At 55.3% G+C, this 25,973-nt stretch carries 24 protein-coding genes and 1 tRNA gene; 10 read left to right on the forward strand and 15 right to left on the reverse strand.

What is annotated here, in order from left to right; all coding sequences use genetic code 11:
* The first annotated feature begins 28 nt into the window (after window positions 1–28).
* Both CKL79_RS01740 and CKL79_RS01745 read left to right on the forward strand, forming a co-directional pair.
* A complete protein-coding gene (locus CKL79_RS01740) occupies window positions 29–1,171 on the forward strand; it encodes an iron-containing alcohol dehydrogenase family protein (protein ID WP_121967853.1) in 1,143 nt (380 codons plus the stop codon).
* Window positions 1,172–1,228: 57 nt separating this feature from the next.
* Window positions 1,229–2,431 carry an aspartate aminotransferase gene (locus CKL79_RS01745; RefSeq protein ID WP_121967854.1) on the forward strand — a complete coding sequence of 401 codons (1,203 nt, stop codon included), beginning with the start codon at window positions 1,229–1,231 and terminating at the stop codon, window positions 2,429–2,431.
* Between the two features lie 22 nt (window positions 2,432–2,453).
* On the opposite strand, the gene CKL79_RS01750 is transcribed toward CKL79_RS01745, so the two are convergent.
* The 5 genes from CKL79_RS01750 to CKL79_RS01770 form a co-directional block, all read right to left on the reverse strand.
* A complete protein-coding gene (locus CKL79_RS01750; RefSeq protein ID WP_121967855.1) occupies window positions 2,454–2,999 on the reverse strand; it encodes a DUF456 family protein in 546 nt (181 codons plus the stop codon).
* 35 nt (window positions 3,000–3,034) lie between these two features.
* The gene (locus CKL79_RS01755; protein ID WP_121967856.1) at window positions 3,035–3,754 is read right to left on the reverse strand and encodes a DUF1995 family protein; all 720 of its coding nucleotides are present in this window, start codon (window positions 3,752–3,754) and stop codon (window positions 3,035–3,037) included.
* Window positions 3,755–3,807: 53 nt separating this feature from the next.
* The gene (locus CKL79_RS01760; RefSeq protein WP_121967857.1) at window positions 3,808–4,971 is read right to left on the reverse strand and encodes a cysteine desulfurase family protein; all 1,164 of its coding nucleotides are present in this window, start codon (window positions 4,969–4,971) and stop codon (window positions 3,808–3,810) included.
* 169 nt (window positions 4,972–5,140) lie between these two features.
* Window positions 5,141–6,121, reverse strand: a complete 981-nt coding sequence (locus CKL79_RS01765; RefSeq protein WP_170943927.1) for a Ycf66 family protein — start codon at window positions 6,119–6,121, stop codon at window positions 5,141–5,143.
* Window positions 6,122–6,487: 366 nt separating this feature from the next.
* Complete coding sequence (locus CKL79_RS01770) at window positions 6,488–6,607, reverse strand: photosystem II reaction center X protein (RefSeq protein WP_121967859.1); 120 nt, start codon at window positions 6,605–6,607, stop codon at window positions 6,488–6,490.
* A 231-nt stretch (window positions 6,608–6,838) separates the two neighbouring features.
* Here CKL79_RS01770 and CKL79_RS01775 point away from each other — a divergent pair, with 231 nt between their 5' ends.
* Window positions 6,839–7,123 carry a YggT family protein gene (locus tag CKL79_RS01775; RefSeq protein ID WP_121967860.1) on the forward strand — a complete coding sequence of 95 codons (285 nt, stop codon included), beginning with the start codon at window positions 6,839–6,841 and terminating at the stop codon, window positions 7,121–7,123.
* A 39-nt stretch (window positions 7,124–7,162) separates the two neighbouring features.
* Here the strand turns inward: CKL79_RS01775 and CKL79_RS01780 are convergent, their stop codons facing one another.
* Together CKL79_RS01780 and CKL79_RS01785 are read right to left on the reverse strand one after the other, a co-directional pair.
* Window positions 7,163–8,050, reverse strand: a complete 888-nt coding sequence (locus tag CKL79_RS01780; RefSeq protein WP_121967861.1) for a sugar ABC transporter permease — start codon at window positions 8,048–8,050, stop codon at window positions 7,163–7,165.
* Between the two features lie 38 nt (window positions 8,051–8,088).
* The gene (locus CKL79_RS01785; protein WP_121967862.1) at window positions 8,089–8,781 is read right to left on the reverse strand and encodes a lysozyme; all 693 of its coding nucleotides are present in this window, start codon (window positions 8,779–8,781) and stop codon (window positions 8,089–8,091) included.
* Window positions 8,782–8,965: 184 nt separating this feature from the next.
* Between CKL79_RS01785 and CKL79_RS01790 the strand changes: the two genes are divergently transcribed.
* The 3 genes from CKL79_RS01790 to CKL79_RS01800 all read left to right on the forward strand — a co-directional run bounded on the left by CKL79_RS01790 (window position 8,966) and on the right by CKL79_RS01800 (window position 11,347).
* On the forward strand, window positions 8,966–10,291 hold the full coding sequence (locus CKL79_RS01790) for a pitrilysin family protein (protein ID WP_121967863.1): 1,326 nt from the start codon (window positions 8,966–8,968) through the stop codon (window positions 10,289–10,291).
* Between the two features lie 5 nt (window positions 10,292–10,296).
* A complete protein-coding gene (locus tag CKL79_RS01795) occupies window positions 10,297–11,187 on the forward strand; it encodes a fructosamine kinase family protein (RefSeq protein ID WP_121967864.1) in 891 nt (296 codons plus the stop codon).
* 89 nt (window positions 11,188–11,276) lie between these two features.
* A tRNA-Cys gene (locus CKL79_RS01800) sits at window positions 11,277–11,347 on the forward strand.
* 325 nt (window positions 11,348–11,672) lie between these two features.
* On the opposite strand, the gene CKL79_RS01810 is transcribed toward CKL79_RS01800, so the two are convergent.
* Entirely contained in the window at window positions 11,673–12,179 is a 507-nt protein-coding gene (locus CKL79_RS01810) for a transposase (protein WP_121967865.1), read from the reverse strand.
* A gap of 44 nt (window positions 12,180–12,223) precedes the next feature.
* On the opposite strand from CKL79_RS01810, the gene CKL79_RS01815 reads away from it, so the two are divergent.
* On the forward strand, window positions 12,224–12,511 hold the full coding sequence (locus tag CKL79_RS01815; RefSeq protein ID WP_121967866.1) for a CHAT domain-containing protein: 288 nt from the start codon (window positions 12,224–12,226) through the stop codon (window positions 12,509–12,511).
* Between the two features lie 235 nt (window positions 12,512–12,746).
* Entirely contained in the window at window positions 12,747–13,016 is a 270-nt protein-coding gene (locus CKL79_RS01820; protein ID WP_170943928.1) for a hypothetical protein, read from the forward strand.
* A gap of 53 nt (window positions 13,017–13,069) precedes the next feature.
* Here the strand turns inward: CKL79_RS01820 and CKL79_RS01825 are convergent, their stop codons facing one another.
* Together CKL79_RS01825 and petE are read right to left on the reverse strand one after the other, a co-directional pair.
* The gene (locus tag CKL79_RS01825; protein ID WP_121967868.1) at window positions 13,070–13,777 is read right to left on the reverse strand and encodes a hypothetical protein; all 708 of its coding nucleotides are present in this window, start codon (window positions 13,775–13,777) and stop codon (window positions 13,070–13,072) included.
* Window positions 13,778–14,229: 452 nt separating this feature from the next.
* A complete protein-coding gene (gene petE / locus CKL79_RS01830; RefSeq protein ID WP_121967869.1) occupies window positions 14,230–14,637 on the reverse strand; it encodes a plastocyanin in 408 nt (135 codons plus the stop codon).
* Between the two features lie 385 nt (window positions 14,638–15,022).
* Between petE and CKL79_RS01835 the strand changes: the two genes are divergently transcribed.
* Entirely contained in the window at window positions 15,023–15,385 is a 363-nt protein-coding gene (locus tag CKL79_RS01835; RefSeq protein ID WP_205878961.1) for a hypothetical protein, read from the forward strand.
* A 29-nt stretch (window positions 15,386–15,414) separates the two neighbouring features.
* Here CKL79_RS01835 and cobT read toward each other — a convergent pair whose 3' ends face one another.
* From cobT to CKL79_RS01850, 3 genes are read right to left on the reverse strand one after another with little or no spacing between them, the layout of a single operon-like run.
* On the reverse strand, window positions 15,415–16,548 hold the full coding sequence (gene cobT / locus CKL79_RS01840) for a nicotinate mononucleotide-dependent phosphoribosyltransferase CobT (RefSeq protein ID WP_240518594.1): 1,134 nt from the start codon (window positions 16,546–16,548) through the stop codon (window positions 15,415–15,417).
* A complete protein-coding gene (locus CKL79_RS01845; protein WP_121967871.1) occupies window positions 16,521–17,363 on the reverse strand; it encodes a DUF2232 domain-containing protein in 843 nt (280 codons plus the stop codon). Before CKL79_RS01845 ends, cobT begins: the two co-directional genes overlap by 28 nt.
* 11 nt (window positions 17,364–17,374) lie before the next feature.
* Window positions 17,375–18,064, reverse strand: coding sequence for a Crp/Fnr family transcriptional regulator (locus CKL79_RS01850; RefSeq protein ID WP_121967872.1), 690 nt, complete (start codon window positions 18,062–18,064; stop codon window positions 17,375–17,377).
* A 605-nt stretch (window positions 18,065–18,669) separates the two neighbouring features.
* On the opposite strand from CKL79_RS01850, the gene CKL79_RS01855 reads away from it, so the two are divergent.
* Window positions 18,670–22,902, forward strand: coding sequence for a hypothetical protein (locus CKL79_RS01855; protein WP_141242132.1), 4,233 nt, complete (start codon window positions 18,670–18,672; stop codon window positions 22,900–22,902).
* 7 nt (window positions 22,903–22,909) lie between these two features.
* On the opposite strand, the gene CKL79_RS01860 is transcribed toward CKL79_RS01855, so the two are convergent.
* Both CKL79_RS01860 and CKL79_RS01865 read right to left on the reverse strand, forming a co-directional pair.
* Entirely contained in the window at window positions 22,910–24,415 is a 1,506-nt protein-coding gene (locus CKL79_RS01860; RefSeq protein ID WP_121967874.1) for a carotenoid oxygenase family protein, read from the reverse strand.
* 63 nt (window positions 24,416–24,478) lie between these two features.
* On the reverse strand, window positions 24,479–25,936 hold the full coding sequence (locus CKL79_RS01865) for a folate/biopterin family MFS transporter (protein WP_121968007.1): 1,458 nt from the start codon (window positions 25,934–25,936) through the stop codon (window positions 24,479–24,481).
* Between the last annotated feature and the right edge of the window lie 37 nt (window positions 25,937–25,973).

Below are 25,973 nucleotides of genomic sequence, written 5' to 3' on the forward strand. Positions count from 1 at the left end.
TTAGATAGTTCTTGACAGCGGTGTTCCTATGGCCTCATTGACTTTTCCAATTTTGAATATTGCGCCTGCTCAGGTGGTTCGCGGGCAGGGCGTTTTAGCAGAAAGCGGGCCGCTGTTTGCTCGGCTGGGAAAGCGACCGTTGGTAGTGGGCGGCGATCGCACACTGCAAGCGGCCATGCCCTTTCTCAAAGCGCCGCTGGCTGAGCTGACCACTGCCACTGCTGCCTATCAAAAAGACTGTAGCGAAGCGGCTTTGACTGACTTACATCAGGCGGCGGAGCGTCATAGCGCCGACTGTATTATCGGCACCGGTGGTGGCAAAGCGCTGGATGCCGCTAAGCTGCTGGCCCATCAGCGGCAGCTACCGGTGGCGACGGTGCCCACTTCAGCGGCGACCTGCGCAGGCTGGACGGCTCTGTCAAACGTCTATTCTGACCGGGGGGCTTTTCTCTACGATGTGGGCTTGCCGCGCTGCCCGGAGATGATTGTGCTGGACTATGACCTGGTAGCGACTGCACCGAAGCGAACGCTAGTAGCAGGAATTGGAGATGCGATCGCCAAGTGGTACGAAGCCTCGGTGAGCAGCGGTCACTCAGGCCATACTTTAATTATTGGCGCAGTACAGCAGGCCCGTGTGCTGCGCGATATCCTCTTCCAAAAGTCAGCCGCCGCACTGGAAAACCCGGGTGGAGATGACTGGCGAGAAGTAGTCGATGCCGCTGTGCTGATGGCCGGGGTGATTGGCGGTATGGGCGGGGCGCAGTGTCGTACGGTCGCTGCTCACGCGGTGCACAACGGGCTAACGCACGTCTCGGCTCACGGCACGCTCCACGGCGAAAAAGTGGCCTATGGCATTTTGGTGCAGCTGCGACTAGAAGAAATGGGGCCAGGGAATGTTCTCGCTGCGACGAGTCGGCAGCAGCTTTTACAGTTTTATAGTCAGCTCGGTCTGCCCAAATCTCTGGCCGATATGGGTATGGATAAGCTCACCGTCGCTCAGCTTCAGCAGGCAGCAACGGTAGCCTGCCAGGCCGATTCAGATATTCACCGCCTCCCCTTTAGCGTTGACCCCAATCAGGTGATGGCAGCGATGGTCTCCACGACTGCGCCTGCTGGCTCTCCGGCAGGAAGAACCCCGATCTCAACTGCCCAGTTGATCACATCAGAATAGTCATTCCTGCTACCCTATTCTCTATGTTTTTTTAAAGTGCCCGCACAGGTAGCCTCAATGACTATAGACTGGCTGAAACCGGCTCAACGGTTAGGTTCACTGCCCCCTTATGTATTTGCCCGATTAGATGAACTCAAAGCCAATGCCCGAGCAGAGGGCGTTGATCTGATCGATTTAGGCATGGGCAATCCGGGTGGGCCAGCGCCGCAGCCGGTAGTAGAGGCGGCGATCGCTGCAATAAGCGACCCTGCCAGTCACGGCTACCCGCCATTTGAAGGCACCGCTAGCTTTCGCCGCACCATTACCGACTGGTATCACCGGCGCTATGGCGTCACGCTCGACCCCGATGGCGAAGCCCTGCCGCTAATGGGTTCCAAAGAAGGATTGGGGCATCTGGCGATGGCCTATATCGATCCGGGCGACGTGGTGCTGGTACCGACGCCTGCTTACCCAGCGCATTTCCGGGGGCCCGCGATCGCCGGAGCCGACATTCACACCATTCCGCTCAGAGCCGAAAACAACTGGATTATTGACTTTAAAGATATTCCAGCGGCACTAGCAGACCGGGCCAAAGTTCTCTACTTCAACTATCCCAACAATCCCACTGGCGCTGTCGCCCCCCGAGAATTTTTTGAAGAAATGGTCGCCTTCGGCCATCGCCATCAGATTCTACTCATTCACGATCTCTGTTACGCGGAGCTAGCGTTCGATGGCTATCAGCCCACTAGCCTGCTAGAGATTCCTGGCGCAAAAGAGATTAGCGTAGAATTTCACACCCTTTCAAAAACCTACAACATGGCAGGCTGGCGAGTTGGCTTTGTCGTCGGCAATCGCCATGTGATTCAGGGCCTGCGCACGCTCAAGACCAACCTGGACTATGGCATCTTTTCGGCTCTGCAAAAAGCGGCGGAAACTGCCCTGCAACTGCCCGATCATTACCTGGAAGAAGTTCAGCTCCGCTACAGCACGCGCCGCGACTATCTTGTTAAAGCGCTGGCAACGCTGGGATGGGAAGTGGCTAAGCCCTCAGCCGCAATGTATCTCTGGGTAGCCTGCCCGCCGGGTACGAGCGCTTCTGATTTTGCCTTATTACTGCTGCAAAAAACTGGCATTGTCGTGACCCCAGGGACTGCTTTTGGCGAAGGTGGCGAAGGCTACGTGCGAATCAGTCTGATTGAAGATTGCGATCGCTTAGGCGAAGCCGTTGAGCGACTTAGAAAGGCCAATATTCGCTACAGCAGCGTTCCTGCTAGCGTTTAATCTCCAATCGCGGGCTGTCAGGCTACGAGCCAGGAACACTCACCGTTGGCCAGGTCGTCAGCACAAACACGACAACCGCCGTCAGCGCCAGCATCCCCTCGATGATATTGCCAATTAGCGAACTCACTACAACAGCCAGACTCACCTTGCCCGAAAACTTCAGTCGCTCTGAAATTTTCATCTCCCTTCTGTAAATAAATTCTCCAATAAAGGCACCCAGCATCGTCCCCAGCAAAATCCCTAGCAGCGGTCCACCGACGGGCAGGGCAGGCAGCAAGCCCAAAAAGCCGACGATTAGCCCAATAATCGATCCGGCCTGGCCCCAACTGCTGGCTCCCACCCGCTTAGCTCCCAGGTAGGCTGCTAAATAGTTCACGCCCAGGCTGAGCACCAGCACCACGACTGCCGTGCCCAAAGCCCAGCTAGTGCTGGCAAACCCGGTGACCAGTGACCAGATCAGCACCGCCGTGAGGATGAGGCCGATGCCGGGTAGGGCAGGGACGAAGGCTCCGACGATGCCGACTAGCATGACGGCGATGAGGACCCAGTAGAGGATGAAGAGAGGCATGGGAGGAGGGAGAGGGGGGAAGGGGGAAGGGAAATTTACTGGGTTAGGGCGCGGATGAATTGCTGTAGCTCGGCTAGGAGGCTTTTTTTGCGGACTGTACTGGCTGGTTTGCCAGCATCGGTTTCTGTATCGGCTTCGCCGTAGAGGATGCGCTCGATGTCTTCGCCGGAGGGGCGCTGCGGTAGGTCTTGGACAAGTTCGTATTCGTCGGGGGCGGTTTCTCGCCAGATCTGCCAGGGGCCAGGATAGCAGCGATAGAGGGCGGCGTCTTCTAGCGGTCGGAGGTAATAGCAGGATTCGATTGTGCTGAGAAAGCGATCGCGCAGTTGCCGCGCTGCATAGCCAATGCCGACCACGGCTACATCTTCTAAAGCAGGATTGAGCAGAATGACCGGCTTGTCAGTCGCATCGTTGCACAGCGCCTCGACTGTTTGCACTTCAATGGAAGAAGGATTGACGACCAAATAGAGATCGTCGTCGGCATCAATCGGGTCAACCAGTTCGCCCAGTCCGCGAATGATGAAGTCGGGGTTGTTCCAGTCACGCCGGGCCAGTGCCGCTGACCCCGCATCTGGGAAAAAAACTTTGAACTGCTGAGCCTGAAACATTTCTAAGAACTGCTCGGCAATCGGCTGGTGCTTGAGTTCAGGAATGGCCATCTCCACCTGAAGACGGGTGTAGCCGTCTTGGAGAGCCGCCTGTACGGCAGCTTTGGCCTGTTCGGTGGCGTCGGGAAGCGTAGTCGGAATAGACATAGGTCGGAGGCAGGAGAGCGGTAGAGGGACTAGGTAGGATCATTGAGACACATCTAGACAGGCAGCGGCGAAACAGCGGGCAGGGCGCGCGCGAGGACCTGCTTGAGCACCAGAGCAGTCCAATCGATATCGGCAGCGGTGGTCTGGCGACCTAAAGTGAGGCGAATGCCGCTGGTGGCGGGGCGATCGCCATACCCCATAGCCTGCAAGATCGGACTCGGACTCAGCTGGCCGCTATGACAGGCAGATCCGGCGCTAATACCAATGCCTGCTAAATTCATCTGACGAACCAGCGTTTTGCCTGTAATTTCGCCGTACGGCAGGCAAAAGCTGACGTGATGTGGCAGGCGGTGACGGGGATCGCCAGTGGGCGAAAGCTCATCCACGTCGGACAGGAGGGCGAAGAGGCGATCGCGCAGATGAATCAGCCGCAGCGTTTCGGTGGGCATTTCGGCAGCAGCCAGCTCAGCGGCAACGCCAAAGCCGACAATAGTGGGAATCGCCTGAGTGCCTGATCGCAGTCCGCGCTCCTGTCCGCCGCCGGAGACGATGGCCGAGAGCGAGGGCGTACCTGGTTTGATGTAGAGTGCGCCAGCCCCTTGGGGGCCATAGATTTTGTGGCTAGAGAGAGAAAGTAAGTCTACCGGCAGCGTCTGGACATCAATGGGCAGGCGACCGGCGACTTGCACAGCATCAGTGTGAAATAAAGCGCCGTGTGCTTGCGCGATCGCCCCTAGTTCTGCAATCGGCTGCAGCGTACCCACTTCACTCTGGCCATAGATGATTGAGACGAGCACCGTGTTGTCTTGCAAGGCATGTTTGAGCTGCTCAGGGCTGACAGCACCTCGCCGATCAACCGGTAGGCGGGTCACCTGCCATCCTCGCGTCTCTAGCTGACGGGCAGGCTCTGCCACCGCTGAGTGCTCCACTGTCGAAATGATCAGATGCTGCGGCTGAGAAAATTGCCCTGCGACGCCCAGCACCGCTAGATTATCAGCTTCGCTGCCGCTGGCGGTGAAGACCACAGTCTCTGAGCTGAGAGCGTTGATCAGACCGGCTACCTGCAGGCGCGATCGCTCTAGCGCAGTGGCCGCTCGGTTGCCCCAGTGATGCAGGCTAGAGGCATTGCCCCAATGCTGTGTCATAGCCATTTGCATGGCGGCGATCGCCTCCGGTCGCGTTGGCGTAGTCGCACTGTAGTCCAGATATATCTGCATAGCGGTGAAAAAAGTCAGATACTTTACAGGATATCGCCCAGCGGTATGCCTGTGGTCTCTTGCCGCTACTAGCTGAATCGCATTCGGCCAAAAACCCAGATGCGTTACACACCTGGGCTATCTAATTTGGCTATCTAATCCCATGCAGGGCTTCTATAAAACCGTAGCACTACGGCTCAAAGGGTGTGCCTTCAGGTCTACCAGGTGGGCGGTCAGACGGACGATAGTCGCCGTAGTTTTCGTCACCGGGGAGATCTAGCTTGGGGGCTTCACTGTAAGGACGCACATTCAGAGCCCGCTCTCCATTGGTGGGACGATCACGGGAGCCCCGCTCATCCGGTCGCTCTCCCGTAACTGAGTTCTCTGAGGCATTGTCGGCAAGCGGAGCAGGGCGTCTCGCGGCTGGACGCGATGGAAAGTCTGAACCTCGTTCAGGGGCTCTTTCGGCACCGCTTTCGGACGGACTGGTAGACTGCTCGGGCGGACGGCCCATCGGCGCGCGCGCGGGTGGGCGATCTTCGTAGCGACCTTGATCGGCGTAGCGAGTATCTATGGGAGCAGCGCCCGGAGGCCGATTTTCATTGGGCCGATTTTCATTAGGCCGATTTTCGCTGGGCTGCAGTCGCCCGGCTGGACCACGGTACTCTTCGTAGGGCTGACGCGGGCGCACGGGTTCTTCCTGATAGTCATTGCTGTAGCCGCGCCGGTACTCTTCGCGGGCTGGTGCCATTCTCGGATCTCGGGCCGGTGCCATTTGAGGAGGATACGGGCGATCGCGCAGGGGCAGCCCTCGGTCATCCAGCTCAGCCCGATAGACGCGGCGGCTAGGCGGACGTTCGTCATATCGGGGACGCGGTGGGCGGTTGTCCAGCGGGGGCTGCATCGGCTCAGTTCTGGGCAGCCGGCTACGAATGCTTTCGATCAGCAGGGCTGTGAGCATACCGCCCATCAGCAGTTGCTGAAAGGAAGCCAGCAGCTCCATGTCCAAATGCGCTAGCAAAAATAGGCCAGAGACCATCAGCAAAACGGCGTAGACCTTGTCAGAATCCCGCTGGTAGCCCGGCCTGATCTTCTCTAAGAAAAATAGCGCCAGCGCACCCAAAATTAAGATAATGCCGATTAGCAGTGGAACGGGGGTACCGAAATTCACAGCCGAGTCCTCTTCAGTGCCAGCAGCTTGCTGGCCTTTACAGTGTGTACTTAGAGCGTACGTTACGCCGCGCCGCAGTAGAGCCCGATGTAGCAAACTCTGCTAGGTGACTCCTCATAGATAGCACGAGGCAGCCTCTATTCTAACCTTGACAGGATAAGACTGTTTGTGCGTAAGCGCTAACTCGCGCAATTTAGGCAAAGATTGCCTATTGATAAACAGATAAAACCCGGAAGCGCAAAAGCTTGCTCTCCCAGGTATGAAAGTCAGATACAAAAAGCTAGATCCAAATCTGAAAGTTTTTAAGCTCATCAAAAGCTAATGAGGCCAGCGCCAAAACCCCTAACAGATGACCTAATCTGACCGCTAGCTGCGCTTAATTTGGTCGCGCTGGCTGATAAAGATGAGCGCGATCGTTGCGGGCACTACAAGAATCAGCAGACCTGCTAGCAAGCTCAGTAGAAAATTCGTCAAAGAAGGAGTCATAAAAACATGCCTTGGCTTGGGCTCAAGGGGCAGCGGAACACAGCTGTTAATTACCTTCTATAGTATCGGCAATCGCCGTCCTTGAAAAGACGAAGCCACAGGCTCAAAGTAGGTTTACGACAGTTTAAACCGGTGAAAACAGCCGCCGACCTGCTGTGAAACCGCCGCTAAAGTTATGCCGAGGGCTTAAGCTAGTAGAGAACCGTTATTCAAACCGCTGTCAGCAAATCTATGTCGAATGCTGCTCTTGCCACCTGGATTGTGGGACCTGTGCTCAGCCTTTACACGCTGCTGTTTATCTTGCGCATTGTCCTAACCTGGTATCCCCAAATCGAGCTGAATAAGTTTCCCTACGCGCTGGTGGCCTGGCCGACAGAGCCGCTGCTGATTCCGGTGCGAAAGCTAGTCCCTCCCATTGGCGGGGTCGATATTTCTCCGGTGATCTGGGCGGGCATTGTCAGCCTGATGCGCGAATTGCTAGTCGGTCAGCAGGGACTCTTGAGAATGATCAACTAACGCCAAAAACGCTAAAAAGGGGTCGGCTTTTCGGCTGCTTTAGAGCGGCGTATCGGCTTCAGCCGGATTGGAAAGGGCGATCCGGATAAATGACAGAGCCAAAATGATCAGAAAAAGCACTAGGCCAATCGTGCAGGCGTAGCTCATATCCAGGTCTTTGAAGGCCGACTCGTAGACGTAATACACCACCGTTTTAGAAGCGTTACGGGGGCCGCCCTGGGTCATGATGAAGACTTCTTCAAAGACTTTGGTAGCAGCGATCGCACTGATCACAGCCACCAAAAACAGGTAGGGACGCATCAGCGGCAGCGTGATATCCCAATGTTTGCGCCAGCCATCTGAGCCGTCAATGGCAGCGGCCTCGTAAAGATCGGCGGGGAGCCCTTGCAAACCAGCTAGATAAATCACCATATAGTAGCCCAGCCCTTTCCAGACAGTGACCGCCATAACGCTGAAAAGTACCCAGTTGGGGCTAGTTAGCCAGGGAATGCTAACAGCACGGCTGGTCACGCTGGAGAAAATTTGGTTGAGCAGGCCGTTTTCGGCGTAGAGCCAGCGCCACGCAATACCCGCCACCACCATCGAGACGACGACCGGCGTGTAATAAGCGACCCGAAACCAGCGCACGCCGCGCAGCTTTTGGTTGACTAAGATGGCTAGAAGGAGAGGCGCGATCGCCAGCACTGGCACCACGCAAACCAGATAGATCACCGTATTTTTGAGCGTTTGCCAGAATGTCTTGTCTTTAATCAGCCGCTGAAAATTGGCTAAGCCGACCCAGTCAGGTGGCTGGGTAATATCATAGCCGTACGCCATGAAGCTCAGGCGAAAGGCTTGCAGGGCTGGCCAAAATACCGTCAGCAGCAGCACCAATAGCGCTGGCGCTAAAAACAGATAGGGCGTCAGCGAAGTTTTGAGGCGAGCCATAGACGAGTCAGCGGCGAATGAGGGCGGGTCCTACTACTTTATAGAAACGAATGGAAGTTTTGACCGAGGAAAAGCGATCGCTCAGCATTGCGCCGCCGCGTCAGTCCGGCTAACACCTTGCCACCCGCCCGGTTCCAGCGCGGAAACTGATCGGCTGCGCCCTGAATATCTCCCTGGTTGAGCAGCCGTAAGAGCGTTGAGCTGCGACAAGCACCCGGCCCTACATTGTACGTAAATGACGCCAGCGCCGAAAACTGATTGTCATTGATCGGCACCTGTACCGCTTCGTTAATGGCCTGCTCAAAGCGAACCAGATCTTGCTGCAAAAACTTTTCAGCTTCGGCCTCGGAAATAGACATGCCGGGCTGTACGCCCCGAGTGGTGCCATAGCCAATCGTCCAAATGCCGACCGGGTCCCGGTAGGCTTGTAGCCGCAACCCCTCAAAAGACTTAATCATCATCAGCCCGTTGACATTAGTGCGTTTAGGGCCAGCGGGCGGGGCGGGCGGGGCGGGCAAATCAACAACTTTGGGCTGAGGCTCAGCGCCGCCGCGACAGACAGTCATACCGCGCGGTGCGTCAGGTCTTTCAAACCACGCCTTCATGCCGACGATATTGACCACCCACTCAGCTGAGTTATTCTTGGAGGGATATTTAGAAATCTTAGAAAGGTAGTGGCCACCTTCCATCAGGTAAAACGCGCTTTCGGTCTCTTTAATCCAGGTCCCCATCGCTGACTGCCCCTAACCGCTACACTCAGCACTATTTATAACCTCATTTTGAGGTTTTTTGAAACAGAAAGACTCAATTATACGTATAGCTAGGTCTGCGCTCACTAAACTGAGCTGTTGCGCTCCGCTAACAGCCCCTTCTTTCCTGATACATCCCCACTACAATAAAGAAAACCCTGTATTTATGGCTTCTCCAGCAACCTCTCAGTCCAGATCAGCAGCCTCCGAGACTCGCTCGCTGACTTCTCCGGTAATTCGCCGATTGCCAAATGGGCTGACGATCATTGCCGAGCACATGCCCATTGACGCCGTTAACCTCAGTATCTGGCTCAATATTGGCTCTAAGGTCGAGTCTGACGCGATTAACGGCATGGCTCATTTTTTAGAGCATATGATCTTTAAAGGCACTCCCGAAATCAGATGCGGTGAGTTTGAGCGCTTGATTGAAGAACGCGGCGCGATCACCAACGCCGCTACCAGTCAGGACTACACTCACTACTACATCACCACTGCCCCTCAAGACTTTGCCACGCTAGCGCCGCTGCAGGTAGAGCTAGTGACGAACCCTAGCCTACAAGATGACCACTTCGACCGCGAGCGCCCGGTCATCTTAGAAGAAATTCGTCGGGCCGAAGATAGCCCGAGGCGGCGCACGTTTTACCGCTCAATGGAGATGAACTTTGAGAGCCTGCCCTACCGGCGACCGGTGCTGGGGCCAGTAGAGGTGGTTGCAGGGCTGACCGCTGAGCAGATGCGCGCTTTTCACCAGACCTGGTATCAGCCCCAAAATATGACGGCTGTCGCTGTGGGCAACCTGCCTGTAGAGGAGCTGGTACAGGTCGTAGAAGAGAGCTTTGAGCAGGCGCTGGCTCGCAGCAATCGAGATCATTACGATCCTAACCTGATGCTACAAATCCCTTCTGCTCAGCCAGAAACACCATTTTCAAACATCCACCGGGCCGACTATATTGACGAAGCACTGCAGCAGGCGCGGTTGGTCATGGGCTGGCGGGTACCGGGCATGTGCAATCTAGAGCAGACCTACCCGCTCGACGTGGTGGCCTCTATCTTAAGTCGGGGCCGAACGGCGCGTCTGATTGACGATTTGCTGGAGCGGCGGCAGCTGGTTGACAGCATTTCGGCGAGCAATATGACCTTTGGTCACCAGGGGGTGTTCTACATCTCAGCGCAGGTGCCGGTTGATGGCCTAGCGGCAGCAGAGGCAGCAATTCTTGAGCATATTCAAAGGCTGCACACAGAGCCAATCACGGCTGCGGAGCTGCAGCGGGTGCAAACTCAAGTCGCCAATCGGCATATCTTTGGCAGTGAGACACCGAGCGATCGCGCGGGTCTCTACGGCTACTATCAAGCGATGACCGGCGATATTCGCCATGCGCTGGACTATCCTGAACAGATCAAGCAGGTCACCGCTGAGGAGGTTCGCATGGCGGCACAGCGCTACCTGCCTCTACAGGCCTACGGTGTCGTAACGCTCAAGCCAGCGGGGTAAGCCTTATGTCTAGTCCGCTTAATCAGTCGCTGGCCCAAAGTATTGCTGGGCAGATCGGCCAGGTGACAAAGCAGCCTTTTCAAGTAGAGTCTCAGCGCTCTATTGGGGGAGGCTGCATCAATCAGGCGGTAGCGATCGCCGATCGGCAGCGCACGTTTTTCGTCAAAACCAACCGGGCCGACCGGCTGCCGATGTTTGAAGCAGAGCGCGATGGCTTGCAGGCAATGTATGAGAGCCAGACGGTACGAGTGCCGCAACCGCTGTGCTGTGGTAGGGCAGGCGACTTTTCTTACATTGTCACTGAGTGGTTAGATCTCGGCGGCAGCGGCCCGGCAGCAGCCTGGCAACAGCTTGGCAAGGAGCTAGCGGCGATGCACCAGGTCACCAGCGCTGAGGGGTTTGGCTGGCACCGAAACAATACAATTGGCTCCACGCCTCAGAAAAATGGTTGGCTGACAGACTGGAGCGCTTTTTGGCGCGATCGCCGCTTAGGCCCTCAGTTCGAGCTAGCCTACGACCAGGGCGGTGACTTTCCCCGCCGCGATGAACTGATGAGCGCGATTCCTCGGCTGCTCTCCGGGCACCAGCCAGAAGCGGCTTTGCTGCACGGTGACCTCTGGTCTGGCAATGCTGCGGTTACCCAGGCGGGCGAACCGGTCATTCTCGACCCGGCGACTTACTATGGTGACCCCGAGGCTGACCTGGCTATGACCGAACTGTTTGGGCGCCTTCCAGAGGGGTTTTATCAGGCGTACCAGTCGGTTAGCCCGCTTAAAGAGGGCTATGCCCAGCGCAAAATCCTTTATAACCTCTATCACATTCTCAATCATTTCAATCTCTTCGGCGGTAGCTATGGCGCTCAGGCCAACCGCATGATCGGGCAAATTTTGAGCTGACGCCTCTTCGTCTGCTCAGCCTATCAATCGCTGAACGCTATTTTTCTCTCCCATTAAGACTCGAAAGTTTGATATATTGGTGCTTCAGCGGCGGCATGGCCAAGTGGTAAGGCAGAGGATTGCAAATCCTTTACCCCCAGTTCGAATCTGGGTGCCGCCTTCTCCAACAGGGAATAGAGCCAGCGATAAGCTTTATGTGTTTCTTGAGTGCTAACAAGGATTGAGTAAGGCTTCGGCCCAAGTTTGGTCTTCTGACGATAGGGCGGGTGCTGGAACGGGTTGGCTGTAGTCATTTCCCAGCCTTGAGTGTCTTCTTGTTCGGCAATCTCATAGTGCAAAACCTCGTGATTCCCATCCGGCCAAACCGCCAGTGCGGTTAAGACGACATGGTCTTGGGCTTGACGCAGTTGGCGGATATGGCCAGCCCGGTCTACTTTTGTTTCCTCTGAGGTGCAAGTGGCTATCCACCCATACCCCATCAACAATCAGTATTGGCGGCGTTTGGACGAGGGGGCTTGACGATGACTGTGCACATGGTTTTGAGCTTCTATCGTCACCCGATTGATGGCACTGACGGACAAAACATTGCCCAATAGATGATACAGCGCTTCCTGTAAGTCCCTCAACGATAGTCCCATCACATACAGGCTCAACGTGAAGTTGAGCAGGCTCCCCAGGCTCCGATGATACCGCTCAAGGATTTGCCACGACCGTTCTTTGTTACCACTCCTCAGCTTCGGTACTCGGAGCTTTTCGATCCGTCCCTGCGCTGTGTCTAGTACCCGCGTAAAGTAGCCTGAGCGTCGCCCCACTGCTTCGCTTTGGCGACACCGCTCTGCCAATAGTTCTTCGACCAGGGCTGCTTCTAGGGTCGCTTTGGTCACACCCACCACCACTTGCCGCAGCTTTGCTGCTAGCGCTGACGATAATTCCGGTTGGAAGCTCGTCGATTGGATTCGCATTATTTGCGCTTCGCGGTTGCTGTTTTTCATGAAAGGCTATTCCTCAAGGGCTTTCCTTTCTGATTACACCGCAATTGCTGACTGAAAATGGTGGCGAAAACTTACAGACACTAACAGTAGCCGACCTTAGCACTATGCTATTGCTCAGCCGCTTTTATGACCTGTGGCGCACCGAAGATCTTGACCCACCCGAAGCCCTTCGCCAAGCCCAGATTTGGCTACGAGATAGCGACGGGCCAACCCTCGCTCCTTATCTCAAAAGCTCCCATCCTGATCTTGCTCAGAAGTTTGAGCAAGCACATAACCAACGTCCCTTTGCCCATCCTTTCTATTGGGCTGCCTTTACCTATGTAGGTGTCTGAGAGCTTGCAACAGAAGCAAACCATGGCAAACAGGTAAGCTTGCCCGGCTTTTGGCTAGGCTCTTTATGGGAACTCTGATCTGAGCGCTTCGAGTGTGACGATGGGAATCAGTATTGCCGCTTGTATCTGCCTATTTTTATTTTGGAGCTGGCAGCGGGCAGAGCGATTAGGTTTGCCTTGGTTCAGCTTAGGGGGGCAGCAGCGCCCAGCGTACCAGCTACAGTTTAGACAGCGCATGAGAACTGGGTCTATTAAGCCCAAATCGCCGTGGCTCAAATCGGCTGCTGACCAGAGTAAGCAACCGGTTAACTCATATAGAGCGCAACGCAGACCATCCAAAAAAAATGAGGCGTTTCCTGCTGCGGCTTTTCACAGACTGAACCAGCTAACGCACAATGTGGAGATAGCCGAACGGCTAGTTCAAAAGCTTGCAGAGAAGCACCCTGATCGAGATCTGCTGTGGTGCATTCAAAAGGCAATCTACGATATTGAGCGCGATCGCTAGGCAAAGATAGCTTCAGGCGATGAGTCTACCCTGCTCGCTCACGGCGTTCAGGCTTAAGGCGTGGAGTCGTAAGGGGAGGGCGGACGATCATAGTAAGACCGCTGGGCGCGAAACTGAGCAGGCGGCAGAAAAGCTTGGTCGTAGTAGCGGTAGGCAGCGGCAGGCGGCATCGGCAAGGGAGACGGCATGGGCCCGGGCCGGGCTGAGCGCCGCTGAGACTGCAAAATCAGCAGCACCGCACACAAAATCAGGCCACCACCACCCAAGATCAGCACGACGACAACCCCCGCCCCCAGCCAGATCACTGAGGTAGGCGGACCGGTTGGGGTAGTAGCAATATCAGCAGGCCGGGTGGCCGCAGCAATTTTGTCCTGTAGCTCTAGCGATTCAACAGACTGCTGATAGTCTTGAATTTTGGCCAGTAGCTCTTGAGTTTTGTCTTCTTGAGCCTTGAGCTGAGTCTCTAGGCTTCCTGACAGCGTTTCTTGCTGAGCTAGCTGCTCTTCGAGCTTTTCAGTCAGGTCGCGCTGCTTGTCGAGTTCGCGGCGAATTTCGTACTGTAGCTGCGGGTCGGCCTGGGTATCGGCGATCGCCCCAGCCGCTGGTGTCGTTGCTTCGATTCGAGCTAGCCTATCATCGAGCTGGCGGGCACGCTCCCCCTCTGGATTAGCAGAGACCATGCCAATCCGGGCTACTAACAGAACCAAAGCCGCTACCCCCGTCGTGGCACAGCCAGCTAAATATGCCGTCGTATCGCTCATAGACGGGTCACCTGAGCGGTGCGACAACCTAAAAGATAGATACCGACTATCCAGCTAGCTAGCAGTGGCTGATAATTTAGTGCGCGCGCTGAAATCATCAGATACAGTACTGACCTTGGAAAAAGCAACGTCCACCGAGCGCTATTTTTGGCTAGCCACGGCTTCTCAGCTAAAGACTATCATACCGAATCAGCGATGTTCCTCAGTATGCTAAGAAACCTGCGCGCAAAGTATATCACCTGCTGTCTCTGAGCAGGCAGGCGCTCGGTTAGCAGCCGTGGCGATCGCTGACATCAGCACCCATTTCATGACGGTTCGTTCTTCCCATACGAAGAAGGCGCAGTAGATGTTTGTCTACTGCGCCTCCAAGGTCAAATCTTATTCACGAGCCGTAAAGCTTGATGCAGCAGCGCTTAACGCTAAGCTACCTAAACACTTGTGACTCGGACATATTATTCAACGACGATCTTGCCAACCATGCCAGCACCCCGGTGCGGCGCGCAGTAGTAGGTGTATTCACCAGGCTCAACGTCAAACGTGCTGGAGTAAGATTCGCCAGGCGAAAAGGTCAGCTTGGTGTGAGTCAGCTCATCAGCAATGGCTTTGCCGCCCGGTACGTTATTGGCATCAAAGACGACATTGTGGGGAGCCATCTTATTATTCTGCCAGGTGACGGTGTCGCCCTTTGCGATCTTGAGAGTTGCTGGTTCATAAACCAGCAAACCGCCATCGGAACCCATTTTGACCGTGTGATCGGCGGCGAAAGCGGGCGATGCCAAGACAGCACAGCTACTGATGACCAGGGCAGCCATCATCAATACGGTACCTAAGCTACGAAGAGCTCTAGCAATTAATCTCATAAAACCTCTAGCGTCTAAGTCTAATACAGTGTTGTTTTTTGCACTTATTTGCTAATTATATAGCGCTCAGTGAATATTTTTGCGGGCTGAAGGTTCGGATTTGACGAACTGTCACTTTCGTAAAGTCCGCCTGTCTGCATTACTGATACCGATAGATTTACCTGATTGGTCAGATAAGCTCGGCCTGTGGAAAAGCATCGGTTCAGATGGCAGGGAACGTTGCTGAAACTGCCTGAGCCTACTGAGCCTGAGTTTCGAGAGTTTTTGGAAATCGTCAGAGCGTCAGTGCGGAGTTTGTAGCCAATCATCAAATGATTAGGTGAGTCAGGTGCCAAAAACTAAATATATCTATACAATTGATAAAATTCATGACTGAGATGTCCTTATGGCTATAGATGTTCTACAGAAGCAGGTAGTGGAGTTAAGCAATAAAATTGATGTGCTTCACGTCCTCATGGAGCAGCTGACGGAAAAGGTATCTGGCATTGCTGCTTTGCAAAATCGTGAATTTGGCAATAGGAACGGGTCTGTCAATCTAGCGCCAGTTGCTTTACCCCGACCGGTAGATCCCTCTATGACTCACAAAGACATTCTGAGCGATGAGCCCCCTCTCGATGGCAGTCAGTCGAGTTCGCCTCACAATATTTCTCCTGAGATTCAGATTCAGCGTTTGACGGCGCAGCTAACGGCGGCTTACAACCGCATGGCTGCTTTAGAAGAGCAAATTTTGGCCTGTCGGTTTCAGTAGATCAAAGCTGGGCTGACCAGACTCGAACGCTATTGCCAGATAGCTTGTCGAAGCTGCGCTTCAACGGCATGGCGGAGCTGTGTGGCTGTCCAGTTTTGATGGAGGTGAGCTGCGATCGCACAGCCGCCTGCGCCGATGCCTTCTTTGACAAAGCCCCGCTCGTAGGCCCGCAGCTGCAAGTAAGGTGACTGGCTAAAGTTGATCTGACTGGCAAGGTAGGGCGCACCGACTGATCGGGCGATGGCAGTTGTGTCGGCACTGGCATCTTCTATCACCCAGCGTGTAGTACCGACGACGACTTGCTCTGGGTTCCAGAACAGCGATCGCCGCATTTTTGGCTGCGAACGAGCTTGCGCGATGGCTTTAGCCAGAGCATAGACGGCCAGCATCTGAGAGCCGCCGGCCAGCAGCACGCCGCAGTATTGGCTAGCTGACAGCACCATGCCTGCGGCAACCGCCTGCATAGGGTCACCGACAGCCGCCACCGCTGCCAGCGGCGAAAAACCACCGTGCTGCCGCCAGACTGACAGCCCCTGCTCAATCAGATGCTGCTTTTGCCGGTGGTTGCCTGCCAGATGACTGCTGCTCATCAGCCCGGCGACCTCATACCCTAGCGCTGTGAGCACTGCCTGAGCGGTGGTAGTGCCGCCGACTACACATTCACTCACAATTAAGTAGCTATTAAGGCATTGCTGAGCGAGCTGCTGGCCCCAATGCAAGCCGCTTTCTAGCAGCATGGCTGCCTGGCTGAGCGTCATTGCCTGGCCGGTATGCACGGGTTTAGCGATCGCCTGAGGTAACGCAATATGAGGCACAGTGAGCGGCGCTGGCAAGCCTGTGCTCAAGAGGTGCATCGGGATAGTTTGCTCAGTGAGCACCGCTCGGGTAATGACGGCTGGTGAAATGCCTGCGGCCAGCCGAGGGAGAATAGCCCCGGTGTAGAGAAATTCGCAATCGGCTAGGGCGGTGTGACGGCGGGCTTGAGGCGTGTCTCCCGCAGCAGAAATTTGAGGAATAAGCCCCGTCTCAGTAAAGCTGACAATGCAGACAAATACTGGTTTTTGGCCTCGATAGCGGGCGAGCCAGGGGCGCGGATTAGCGGCGCAGATGCGGATCACAGTCGGGTTGCTCGCACCTATTCCTCCATGAGCATTTGTACCCAATTGGGCGGCTCTGGCATGGTAACGCCTAAGCGCTCTAACACCAGCCACGCGGCCAGATGCACAGTAAATAGATAGACTACGCTGGAAAATAAGACTGACAAGATAGCAGCGATCGCCACCCATTCCATACTCGGTTGCCCCAGAGCCCCTAGCGAAACCCAGCCCCAGTTAGTGAGCAGCCGCATGCCCCACTCAAGCATCTGAGTAATTTGAGCAATCAGATAGCCCCAAAAATCTTCTCCGGCCAGCAGCGACAGCAGCCAGATCCGAAAAAACGTGCCCAGCGCCACCAGAATGGCCCCGGTGATAATTGATACACCCCAGCTTGCTCGCCGCCGCCACAAGCAGCCGAGCTGCACCCCCAAAAAGCCGTAGGGCATCACAAAGAAAATGCTGCGGGTGGGGCCTAGCAAAATTGTCAGCAGCAGCCCCGATACGGTAGCCGCCATCCAAGCCGAACGTAAATTCCACCGCAGATAAACCAGGGCAATCGGCAGCGGGAATAAAATGCGCAGCAGCGGACCGGGCGGGAAATAGGTGTTGATTAGCCACATCAAGCTAGCGGCACTGGCTAAAAAAGCGGTTTCTACCAGCGGCAGTGGCCCGATAGCCTGATGGTGAGACCCTGATCCGGCAGCGGGCTTTTCTGCAGTGGGCGGGCGAGAACCCTCATCGGGCGGAACTGGAAACAGCTCAGCCGAATGCCGCTGGGCGCTGCTGCCTGTGAGCGGGTCAGGGGACGGATCGTCTGAGATCCACGGCGCATCATCTTCGGGCGGTAGCTCGTCGGCGTTGGTTGAGGGGGGAAGGTTCATAGGTAATGGCGCTATACCAATAAGCTTTCGAGGGCTTCGAGGTCGATGATTCGTAAGATATCGCGATCGCGCTCAATCAACCCCTTTTTCTCTAACTTACTTAAAACCCGGGTCACTGTCTCTCGCGCTAGCCCGCTCAGCCCGCTCAGCTCCCGGTGAGGCAAATTGGGAATTTCCATGCCCTGCCCGGCCACTTTGCCCTGCCCATCTGCCAAAAACAAAAGCACATCGGCCACCCGCGACTGACTGTCCGACTCGCGCAGTCGCAGTCGACGATTGACCTGGCGCAACCGCCGGGCCATCAGCCGAGCTAGATGCAAGCCCGCTAAGGGCTCAGTATTAATGAGATCGACAAAGTACTGGGCAGGCATATTGCCGATTATCGTCGGAGCCAGCGTGATCACATCGGTAGAGCGAGGAACCTCTTCGAGCGGAGCCATCTCCCCAAAGATTTCCCCTTTCCCTAAAATATTCAGGGTCACTTCCTTCCCATCTAGATTATAGGTGCGAATTTTGACCCAGCCCTCAAGAATAAAATAAACCGAATTCCCCCAATCGTTTTCTAGCAAAATGACCTGATTGGCCGGGTGTTGGCGCGTAACTACATGAGCAGCGGCCTGCTGAGCTGACCCAAGCGGCAGCTCGGCAAAGAAGGGAGTTATGCAAATCAGTTCGTTTTGGTCGAGCGCGCGCGCATCCATGGCAGCTGATAAGGCTAAGGCTAGCGTTGTGAGGACTTAAGGGGGCTATTCTAAACTCAGCTGTATCCCTCTGAAACTTCTACCCGCTGATGGGCCGCTGATGGGCCGCTGATACGATAGACGGCAGGCAAGCCGAACTCTCTCAAGTAATGTTCCTGACCTCTAGAGGCTTGACTCTAGAAATCGTCTACACATCAATGTTGCTCACAACGAGGTCTCTCAGTAGAATAAGCCGTCAGCGCTAAAAGAGCTGCTGCTGTAAAGCACGCTAACTTTAGCATCGAAGCTGTCGCGGGTACTAGCTTGCTCTACCTTGACACACAATCCATGGCGTCGCTGTTGACACCAACGCATCAGACCAACAAACAAGCAGGCAAGCAAGCAGGGTTGCGATCGCACCTGTTCTGCAGCTTACTGGGGACTACTTGGGTAGTTTTTTAGAGGCTGCTTCGAGGCCGTTTGGGCAACAACTGTTAAACTCCGTCATAAATTTGCTAGCGTTGGGCTGTGTTTTTTTACGGCGCTAGCTTAAACTTTGTGGACTTGCCATTTGTACCCTTTCCGTGTACTGGCAAAACCATCGCTTATTATCGCAGGCATCCATTGTGACTTCTCAGCAGGATCAGATTAAATCACTCATCGCTGATATAGAGCGGGCTCTGGTTTCAGAAAAGCCGCGAACGCCTTGGATTAGAGCTAGCGAGGTGGAGCCGCAGCGACAGGCGCTAGCCAAAGCGCAGGACTACTTAAAGTCGCTCCAGGAAACATTTGAAGCGCCCGGTGGCTGGGGACCAGTTGACCCCAGCACTGGCCAGATCGCCGCTCAAAAGCCGGCTTCTGGTAGGCTCGGCAGCGAAGATTTTGAAGGTATATTTAGCAATCGGGCCATGCAGACGCAGCTGTCTGGAGAGTCAGCCTCTGGAGAGTCGGTCTCTGGAGAGTCGGCAGAAAGTGTGCTGCAGGCGCTGCTGACAGAGATGAAGTTTCTCAAGTCCAGTGCGCTGGAGCCACTGCGTCTGGAGATGGACAGTCTGCGGCAGGAGCGCGATCGCCTCTATCAAGAAGTCAGAGCGCTAGCCGAACAGCGCCAGACCGCCAGCTTAGAAGCGGACCGCCCGACAGTTGACGATCAGCAGCTCAACCAGTTTTTACAGGCGCTGATGGAGCGGTTGCAGGCGAACCTTTCGACTCAGGTCACCCATACTCTGAGCCAGCTAGAGACCGACCATGCTGAAGCCGTCGCCCGGCTATCGGCAGGTACAGAGCCAGTCCCCTCGCCTGTGACTGCCAGCGCCCAGCTAGAAGAGATGCGTCAGTTACAGTCTCGCTCTGATCAGCTGCTAGTCAATATCGACTCGACGCTGCAGCGAATGTTTGAGACGCTACAGAGAAATATTGATAGCTATCAGATCTCGCTCAATCAGGGCATTGAAAATATGCAGAGCCTGGGCCAGCAGGGAGAAGTGATCGTGCGATCGCTCGTCGACCATCTTACCCAGCAGCTCGGTCAGAGTACACCCCCCGAACCCGCTTTTTTCCCGCCTCGGTCAGCGGCCCCATCAGAACTAGCATTTACAGCCTTTGAAACCGATGACTTAGTCGGTGAATCTGCCAGTGAATCTGCCAGTGAACCTACCGGTGATCAAGCTGAAACGACAATAGACACTGTGTTTTCGCTCGATGATATTTTGCCCGATCTGCTGAGTGATGAAGAACCCGACCCCGCACCCGCAGAACCAGCAGACACGTACTCCTCTACTGAAGAGCAGCCAGAAGACTGCATCCGAGAGGACGGCACCATTGATCTCGATCTGCTGAAGCTGGATATCGACCGCAGAGATGAAGAAGCGGCAGCGCCTACCTCACCAGATTTGGCGACTGATTGGATTACCGACTCCCCGGATGATCGCAGTCAGCCCGATGGCCCGCTTGCAGCGACCGACCCGGCAGGCGCTGGCACAGAAGAGCAGGTTATGCCAACAGCCGATACGGACTATCTAGCGGACCTCACTTTTGAAGATCTCACGATTGATCCAACGCTTGATGATTCACAAGTGAATCCAGATATCGATCCACTCTCAGCCTCCATCTCCCCGTTAGATGAGCAGCCAGACGAAGAGCCGCTAGTAGAGACTCAACCCGATCAGATAGATCACTCAGCGCCAGATTCGCTAGCAGACGCCTTTGAGGTTGATGACGACGACACCGATCTGGCCCGTATCCTGCCAGATCTGGGCGCATCTATGTCTGAATCTGAGAGCGGGTTACCAGAGTCAGATCTAGAGCCGGAAACAGATCCAGCAATAGAATCAGCGCTAGACATCGAATTCGACCGAAATTTAGATCTAGATCCAGCGACAGACGAGATCGAGCCAGCCAAGGCCACACTGACTGAGCAGCCCGAATCGTCTCTGGTACCAGATATTCCAGACACAGATGATGATGATTTCACGGTTGGTCTAGAGCAACCAGATGACCGAGAAGATCCGCTATCTGCCGAGCTAGTCGCCGAACTAGAAGCCGCCAACCAAGCAGCTGAGCAAACCGCTGTCGAAACCGTTGACGGCGATCTCAATGCGCTGACTTCGGATCTCGAAGAGGCCGTTGTATTTGAAGCAGCGGCCCCACCCCCCGAAACGCTCTCTCCGGCATCCCTGCCTTTAGAGTCGGCGCTGATTCCTGACTTGCCCGAAGGTGAAGCGGCAGATTTTCCAGAAGCTGATGATCGCCCGCCGGCTGAAGCCGAGACAGCAGCTGATGAACCGGGCGATGAGTGGGAACCTGATGAGTGGGAAGCCGGGGATGATTCGCAGGCGTCTCTGCCTCAAGTCGTCGCAGTAGATGATGGGCCGTCCGCAGTGCCTGCTGTCGCTGCCACTACGGACGAGTCGGTAGGTCTCGATAAGTTTCTGCTACCAATGGATGCCCCGCCTTTGCCCGAGCCGCCTTTAGCTACAGAAGCTACAGACGGAACCTCAGCCGATCAATCAGTCATTGATCCGTTTGTGGGGGCTGATTTGTCACCGGATCAGCCAGTCGATGAGGAAGATGACGATCCGACCGATGGTCAACCGGCTGACTGGTTCTTAGGAATTGACATTGGCACAACCGGCCTGTCAGCAGTGCTGATGAATCAGCGGGGAGATCAGGTCTATCCCTTGTGCTGGAACATGCTAGGCGACGACCAGTCTGACCGATTTCGCCTACCTGCTGTTGCCCAGATTGATGACCAGACTAGCTTGCCATTGGGAACCGTCGGGCCAGCTGCGCTTCAGAAATCCACCCCGCTGCTGCGCAACATTAAGCCTTTAGTCAAAATTGGCATTCCCCATGGAATAGCCGGTGAGCCGCTGGTTCAGTGGTCTGATCAGGTGGCCCTACCGCTGATGTCGGTTTCAAACGGTCTGGCTGATTTACTCAAAACCCTCAGCCCCGATCATCTTAGCTGCCGCGCGGTAGGGCTAAGAGATAGCGCCTTGCGCCGCGCACTGAGGGATCTGCGGGGGGTGATTGTGGGCTACCCCAATAACTGGCCGGACACCTACAGCTTCAATATCCGGGAGGCGGTTTTGGCGGCGGGCTTAGTTGAGCAAGCTGAGCAGATATTTTTTGTGGAAGAGGCGATCGCTGTGCTGCTCTCTGCCCTACCCGACCCTGAGGAGGCAGATGATCTGCCAGAAGATCAGCAGCCCGGTCTCTACAACTGCAACTGGGCCGGTGGCACGGTGGTAATCAGCGCGGGTGCTACACTCACCGAGGCGGCCATGGTCAATTTGCCCGCCGACCTCGCTCAACTTAGCTACAAAGATTTTGCGCTGCGCAGCTTTACCTACGCAGGCGATGGTCTCGATCAGGATATTGTCTGTCAGCTACTGCATGTGCCAGTGCAAGCTCACATGAAACCTCAGCCGGCAGACCCGGAGGATACAGCGGCAGATACCTGGCAGGCATTGGGTCTACACCGGCTCGAACTGCCTCAGCCAGGAGAAGCCGACCGGATTAAGCGCCATCGCCTGCAGCAGCGTTTGAATGATTCGCCCTTGGGCAGGCAGGCATTGGCCGCTGCTCGCCGGATCAAGCTCGCTTTACAGGAAGAAAATCAGTTTGAGCTTGCCCTGGCCGACCAGAGCTGGGTAATCAAGCGCAAAGACTTAGAGACCAAGGTATTTTTACCCTATGTCCAGCGGATCAACCGGCAGATTAACGGGCTGCTCAGCCAGAAATCGCTCTCGACGCAGGCTGTGAAGCAGGTGATCTGCACGGGTGGCTCGGCTTCTTTGAGTGCGATCGCTCGCTGGCTGCGGCAAAAGTTTCCCAATGCCACGATCATTCAAGATACCTACAGCGGCGAATACTCTAATAGCTGTAGCCGGGTAGCTTACGGTCTGGCTAATCTCTGTCACTACCCGCAGGTGCTCGATACCCATCGCCACCAGTACAGCGACTATTTTCTGCTGCTAGAGCTGCTGCGCATTTTGCCCGAACAGCCGCTGCCTGCGGGAGGCATTATGCATTTGCTAGAGCAGCGGGGCATTAACACTCAGGTCTGCCAGTCTCATATCTTGGCGCTGATTGAAGGCCATCTGCCGCCAGGGTTGGTGCCGATTGAAGGCGATCGCCCCTTAATTAGCGCGCAGTCTTCAGAGATTGATACTTACCGGATGCTGGCAGAGCTGCCTTTGTTTAAAAAGCAAGGGGGCCAGATCTATATCGCCGACCCGCAGCAGGGCGATCGCCTACGCACCCATTTAGAAGCCGTCTTAATCAACAAGGCGCAAGCACTGCAAGAGCCTCTGACAGCTCAGCTCGCGCCTGAAACGGTGTTGTCAGCAGATTGACGTTCTCCTAGGCGACAGCGTCAGAGTCGGGGCCAAAGTAGGTTGGCGTAAAGCTGCCGTGCAGACCATAGGGCACATGGTGCTTGAGCTTGAGCGTTGCCACTGGGCCAGCGGTAATCTCTTTAGCGTCAAAGATTGCCAGTTCGGTGCGGTGAAACTCAGCGTTGTAAAGCCATAGCAGCAGCCAGCCGTCGTCTTCTTCGGTGCCGGCTGGGTGGGGCACAAACAGAGGCTCGCCGCCAAATCCGTGCGGCGAGGCGCTCCAGAGCTGCTCTTCACCGGTTTCCAGATCGCGCTTGAGCAATGCCTGCAAAGGAGCATTGCCGGTGCTGCTATGGGCCGCGCCTAAGTATAGATAGCGATAGGGGCGACCTACCTTTTGCGGATGCAGGGCTGGAAACTCGCAGATGCGCTCAACCAACACCTCCACATCGACTTGTGCCGTCGATAAGTCCACCGTAAATCGCCACAGCTTGCTGGTAGGCACATGGTCAAAGTCTACTTCGCTGTAGTCACTGGCCCCTTCTAGGGTGGGAAACTTCTCGTAGCAGATCGAGTCTAAAATCAGCTTGCCGTCTTGCTCGTAGGCGTTGGCATGGTGAAAGACAAAGCAGGAGTCGGTTTCAAAAAAGCGGACTTCGCCCTGAGCGTCAGACGCATCACTGCGAGGAATCACAACAATCTTTGTAGGCTGCTTCGGGTTGAACTGAATGCACTCGGCGGCTCCCTTCCAGCCGATCACAAAGGGCAGCGGGTTAAAGCTCACCGGATTTTGCACAAAAATGCAGTAATTAGGCGTGATCGCAAAGTCGTGCAGGAAAGCAAAGCCAGGTAGGGTATGGCGAGACTGATCCGCTAGCTGACCGTCTGCGCTAAATTCGTACAGGCTAATCGTGCTAGAAAGACCGGGCTTAACGGCAAAATTTACCAGCCGGGCTGCCCCTTCGCGATCAGGGTCAATTTTTGGGTGGGCGGCAAAGGCGTCGCCTTTTTTAAGCAGGCCGTCGAGATAGTCTAGGCCAAACGTTTCTAATGTCTGCGGGTCGAGGCGGTGAGGCTCTGCAGCTTCCCACAGGGCCAGCAGTTTGCCGCCCCAGTAAATGATGTGGGTATTGGCAATATTTTTGAGCTGAGTGTCAAAGGCATTGGCTAGCCAGCCGCCTGGCTTTTGGGTGCCAAAAACGCCTCGATATTCGGGTTTGCCGCTCTTTTGCTCGGCGACGTAGCCCGCAGTGCGCACAAAGCGATTGCGGTAGAAGGCTTTGCCGTTGGCGATCGCCATTGAGCTAATCATGCCATCGCCATCAAACGGGTGGTGCAGGGGGTAGCCGTTAATATCGGTCAGCCCTGGCCCATTGCGAAAGACGGTTCCAGAGAGTTCCAGCGGAATTTCGCCCTCAATATCGTCTACCCAGTAGGCAAACTCTTCGGGCTGCGACAGGTAGCCGCTTTTCCAGTCTTCTCTAGCGTAGGCAGTCGATGAGTCACGAGAGGATGATTGCAGCGTTTGCATAAGAGGATAGAGGAGGTGGGTTAGAGGAGGTGGATTTATATCAAAATTTGTGAGGCTTTCGGCTTAGACTGTGGCATCTAGCGCCGCTGCCTCTTCGGTGATTTCAGGGGTAGATAGGGCGATCGCCGGTTCTCCTTTAAGCGCCGAACCCACCGGATTTTGAGCAGAAACGGCTGTCTCCGGCGGATCCCCTGTTACAGTGCCGACAGCAGAGGCTTCCGGTAAAAGGCTCAGCAGTGGCAGCGGCAGTAAGGTAGTGAGGTTGGTCAGCAGCACCAGTAACCACAAATTGCCAAACTCAGTTTCGGTAACGTGTAGCCAGTGAGTTAGCAGCGCGCCTAGCTCATGAGAAAGCAGACCCGCCAGATTAACCACTGACATCAATAGGGCAAACAGAGTCGCTTCGACACCCGGCGGACAGAGCCGCGCCGACAGCACTAGCACCGGCATAAAGGCAATTTGACCGGCGACCGTCAGCACCAAACTATCGCCCAGGCTAAACCACCGATCGTCAATGCCTAGGGCTCGGTTGGCGTGAGTGACCAGCAGCAGCATTGTCATTCCGAGCAGAGCCGACAGCACGGTAGACCAGCCAAAAATCTTGCGAAAAGAAACTTCCTTCAGAAAGCGCTGAAAAATCCAAATGCCCATCAGAGAAGCAAAGCTAGTCACCAGTCGTACCCGTCCCAAAAACTCAGGTTCGAACCCCAGCTCATTGGTCGAGAAAAAGAAAAAGGCCGAATCGGCAGTTGGGGTCGCCTGCCACAAAAACAAAAACAAAGCAGGCATCCAGATTGCCCTTTGAGAAACCGCTCCTTTGAGCAGCTTCACCTGATTAATAACGACTTTCAGGTTCGATTGCTCAGCTACTGGGTCTTCAGAAATCAGCCAGGCAACAGCCGATACCACCAGCGGGAAGGTCGCCGTAATCCCAAAGACCGTCTGGGTACTGGTGTGCTCTAGCAGCAGACCGCCCAGGTAGGCCGTAATTAAGCCGCCAACTGCCGAAGCGCCCCAGGCCAGGGACTGTAGCGTACCCACATCACCCTGTTCTTCTTCGCGAGCGCGCTCTACCACCAGCGAATCGACAATCACATCTGAAATTGCTACCGATAGTGACGACAGCAAAATCGCAGCAGTCGCGGCTATTGCGGTGTGAACGACCGTTGCCATTGAAAGCCAGGCGATCGCCCCCAACCCACCCGAAATAACCAGGTAGGGCCGCCGCCGGTAGCGAAAAATCGGCAACCCGTCTGACAAAAAGCCAAACACTGGCTTGATAGTCCATGGCAGCGCCGCCACTCCCATCAGCGCTGACACTTCCGCCGGCGAAAGCGCGATGTCATCTTTCAAGAAAAAGCTCACAGCCAGCCGGGCCAACCCTAAAACGCCCTGAACAAAATACACCAGTAAAATGGCACTCAGCTCTAGCGTGAGCGGCTGACCCAGCAAGATGCGCCGTTCTATAAAGCCTTTTGCCTTTTGGCCGATAGAATGGTCAGAAGGGGAGGACGCTGTCATATCAACCAGTATCAATTCACAACCCATGATAACCGGC

Origin of the sequence: Leptolyngbya sp. BC1307 (genome assembly GCF_002286735.1) — a bacterium.
Classification (GTDB): Bacteria; Cyanobacteriota; Cyanobacteriia; order Phormidesmidales; family Phormidesmidaceae; genus Phormidesmis.

Coding starts and splice junctions, on each gene's coding strand:
- CKL79_RS01865 (WP_121968007.1), bottom strand. CDS start 25,936: ATGACAGCGTCCTCCCCTTCTGACCATTCTATCGGCCAAAAGGCAAAA.
- CKL79_RS01750 (WP_121967855.1), bottom strand. CDS start 2,999: ATGCCTCTCTTCATCCTCTACTGGGTCCTCATCGCCGTCATGCTAGTC.
- CKL79_RS01810 (WP_121967865.1), bottom strand. CDS start 12,179: ATGAAAAACAGCAACCGCGAAGCGCAAATAATGCGAATCCAATCGACG.
- CKL79_RS01835 (WP_205878961.1), top strand. CDS start 15,023: ATGGCTATAGATGTTCTACAGAAGCAGGTAGTGGAGTTAAGCAATAAA.
- CKL79_RS01745 (WP_121967854.1), top strand. CDS start 1,229: ATGACTATAGACTGGCTGAAACCGGCTCAACGGTTAGGTTCACTGCCC.
- CKL79_RS01795 (WP_121967864.1), top strand. CDS start 10,297: ATGTCTAGTCCGCTTAATCAGTCGCTGGCCCAAAGTATTGCTGGGCAG.
- petE (WP_121967869.1), bottom strand. CDS start 14,637: ATGAGATTAATTGCTAGAGCTCTTCGTAGCTTAGGTACCGTATTGATG.
- CKL79_RS01770 (WP_121967859.1), bottom strand. CDS start 6,607: ATGACTCCTTCTTTGACGAATTTTCTACTGAGCTTGCTAGCAGGTCTG.
- CKL79_RS01785 (WP_121967862.1), bottom strand. CDS start 8,781: ATGGGGACCTGGATTAAAGAGACCGAAAGCGCGTTTTACCTGATGGAA.
- CKL79_RS01755 (WP_121967856.1), bottom strand. CDS start 3,754: ATGTCTATTCCGACTACGCTTCCCGACGCCACCGAACAGGCCAAAGCT.
- CKL79_RS01775 (WP_121967860.1), top strand. CDS start 6,839: ATGTCGAATGCTGCTCTTGCCACCTGGATTGTGGGACCTGTGCTCAGC.
- CKL79_RS01845 (WP_121967871.1), bottom strand. CDS start 17,363: ATGAACCTTCCCCCCTCAACCAACGCCGACGAGCTACCGCCCGAAGAT.
- CKL79_RS01790 (WP_121967863.1), top strand. CDS start 8,966: ATGGCTTCTCCAGCAACCTCTCAGTCCAGATCAGCAGCCTCCGAGACT.
- CKL79_RS01820 (WP_170943928.1), top strand. CDS start 12,747: ATGAGAACTGGGTCTATTAAGCCCAAATCGCCGTGGCTCAAATCGGCT.
- CKL79_RS01780 (WP_121967861.1), bottom strand. CDS start 8,050: ATGGCTCGCCTCAAAACTTCGCTGACGCCCTATCTGTTTTTAGCGCCA.
- CKL79_RS01760 (WP_121967857.1), bottom strand. CDS start 4,971: ATGCAGATATATCTGGACTACAGTGCGACTACGCCAACGCGACCGGAG.
- CKL79_RS01825 (WP_121967868.1), bottom strand. CDS start 13,777: ATGAGCGATACGACGGCATATTTAGCTGGCTGTGCCACGACGGGGGTA.
- CKL79_RS01740 (WP_121967853.1), top strand. CDS start 29: ATGGCCTCATTGACTTTTCCAATTTTGAATATTGCGCCTGCTCAGGTG.
- CKL79_RS01850 (WP_121967872.1), bottom strand. CDS start 18,064: ATGGATGCGCGCGCGCTCGACCAAAACGAACTGATTTGCATAACTCCC.
- CKL79_RS01860 (WP_121967874.1), bottom strand. CDS start 24,415: ATGCAAACGCTGCAATCATCCTCTCGTGACTCATCGACTGCCTACGCT.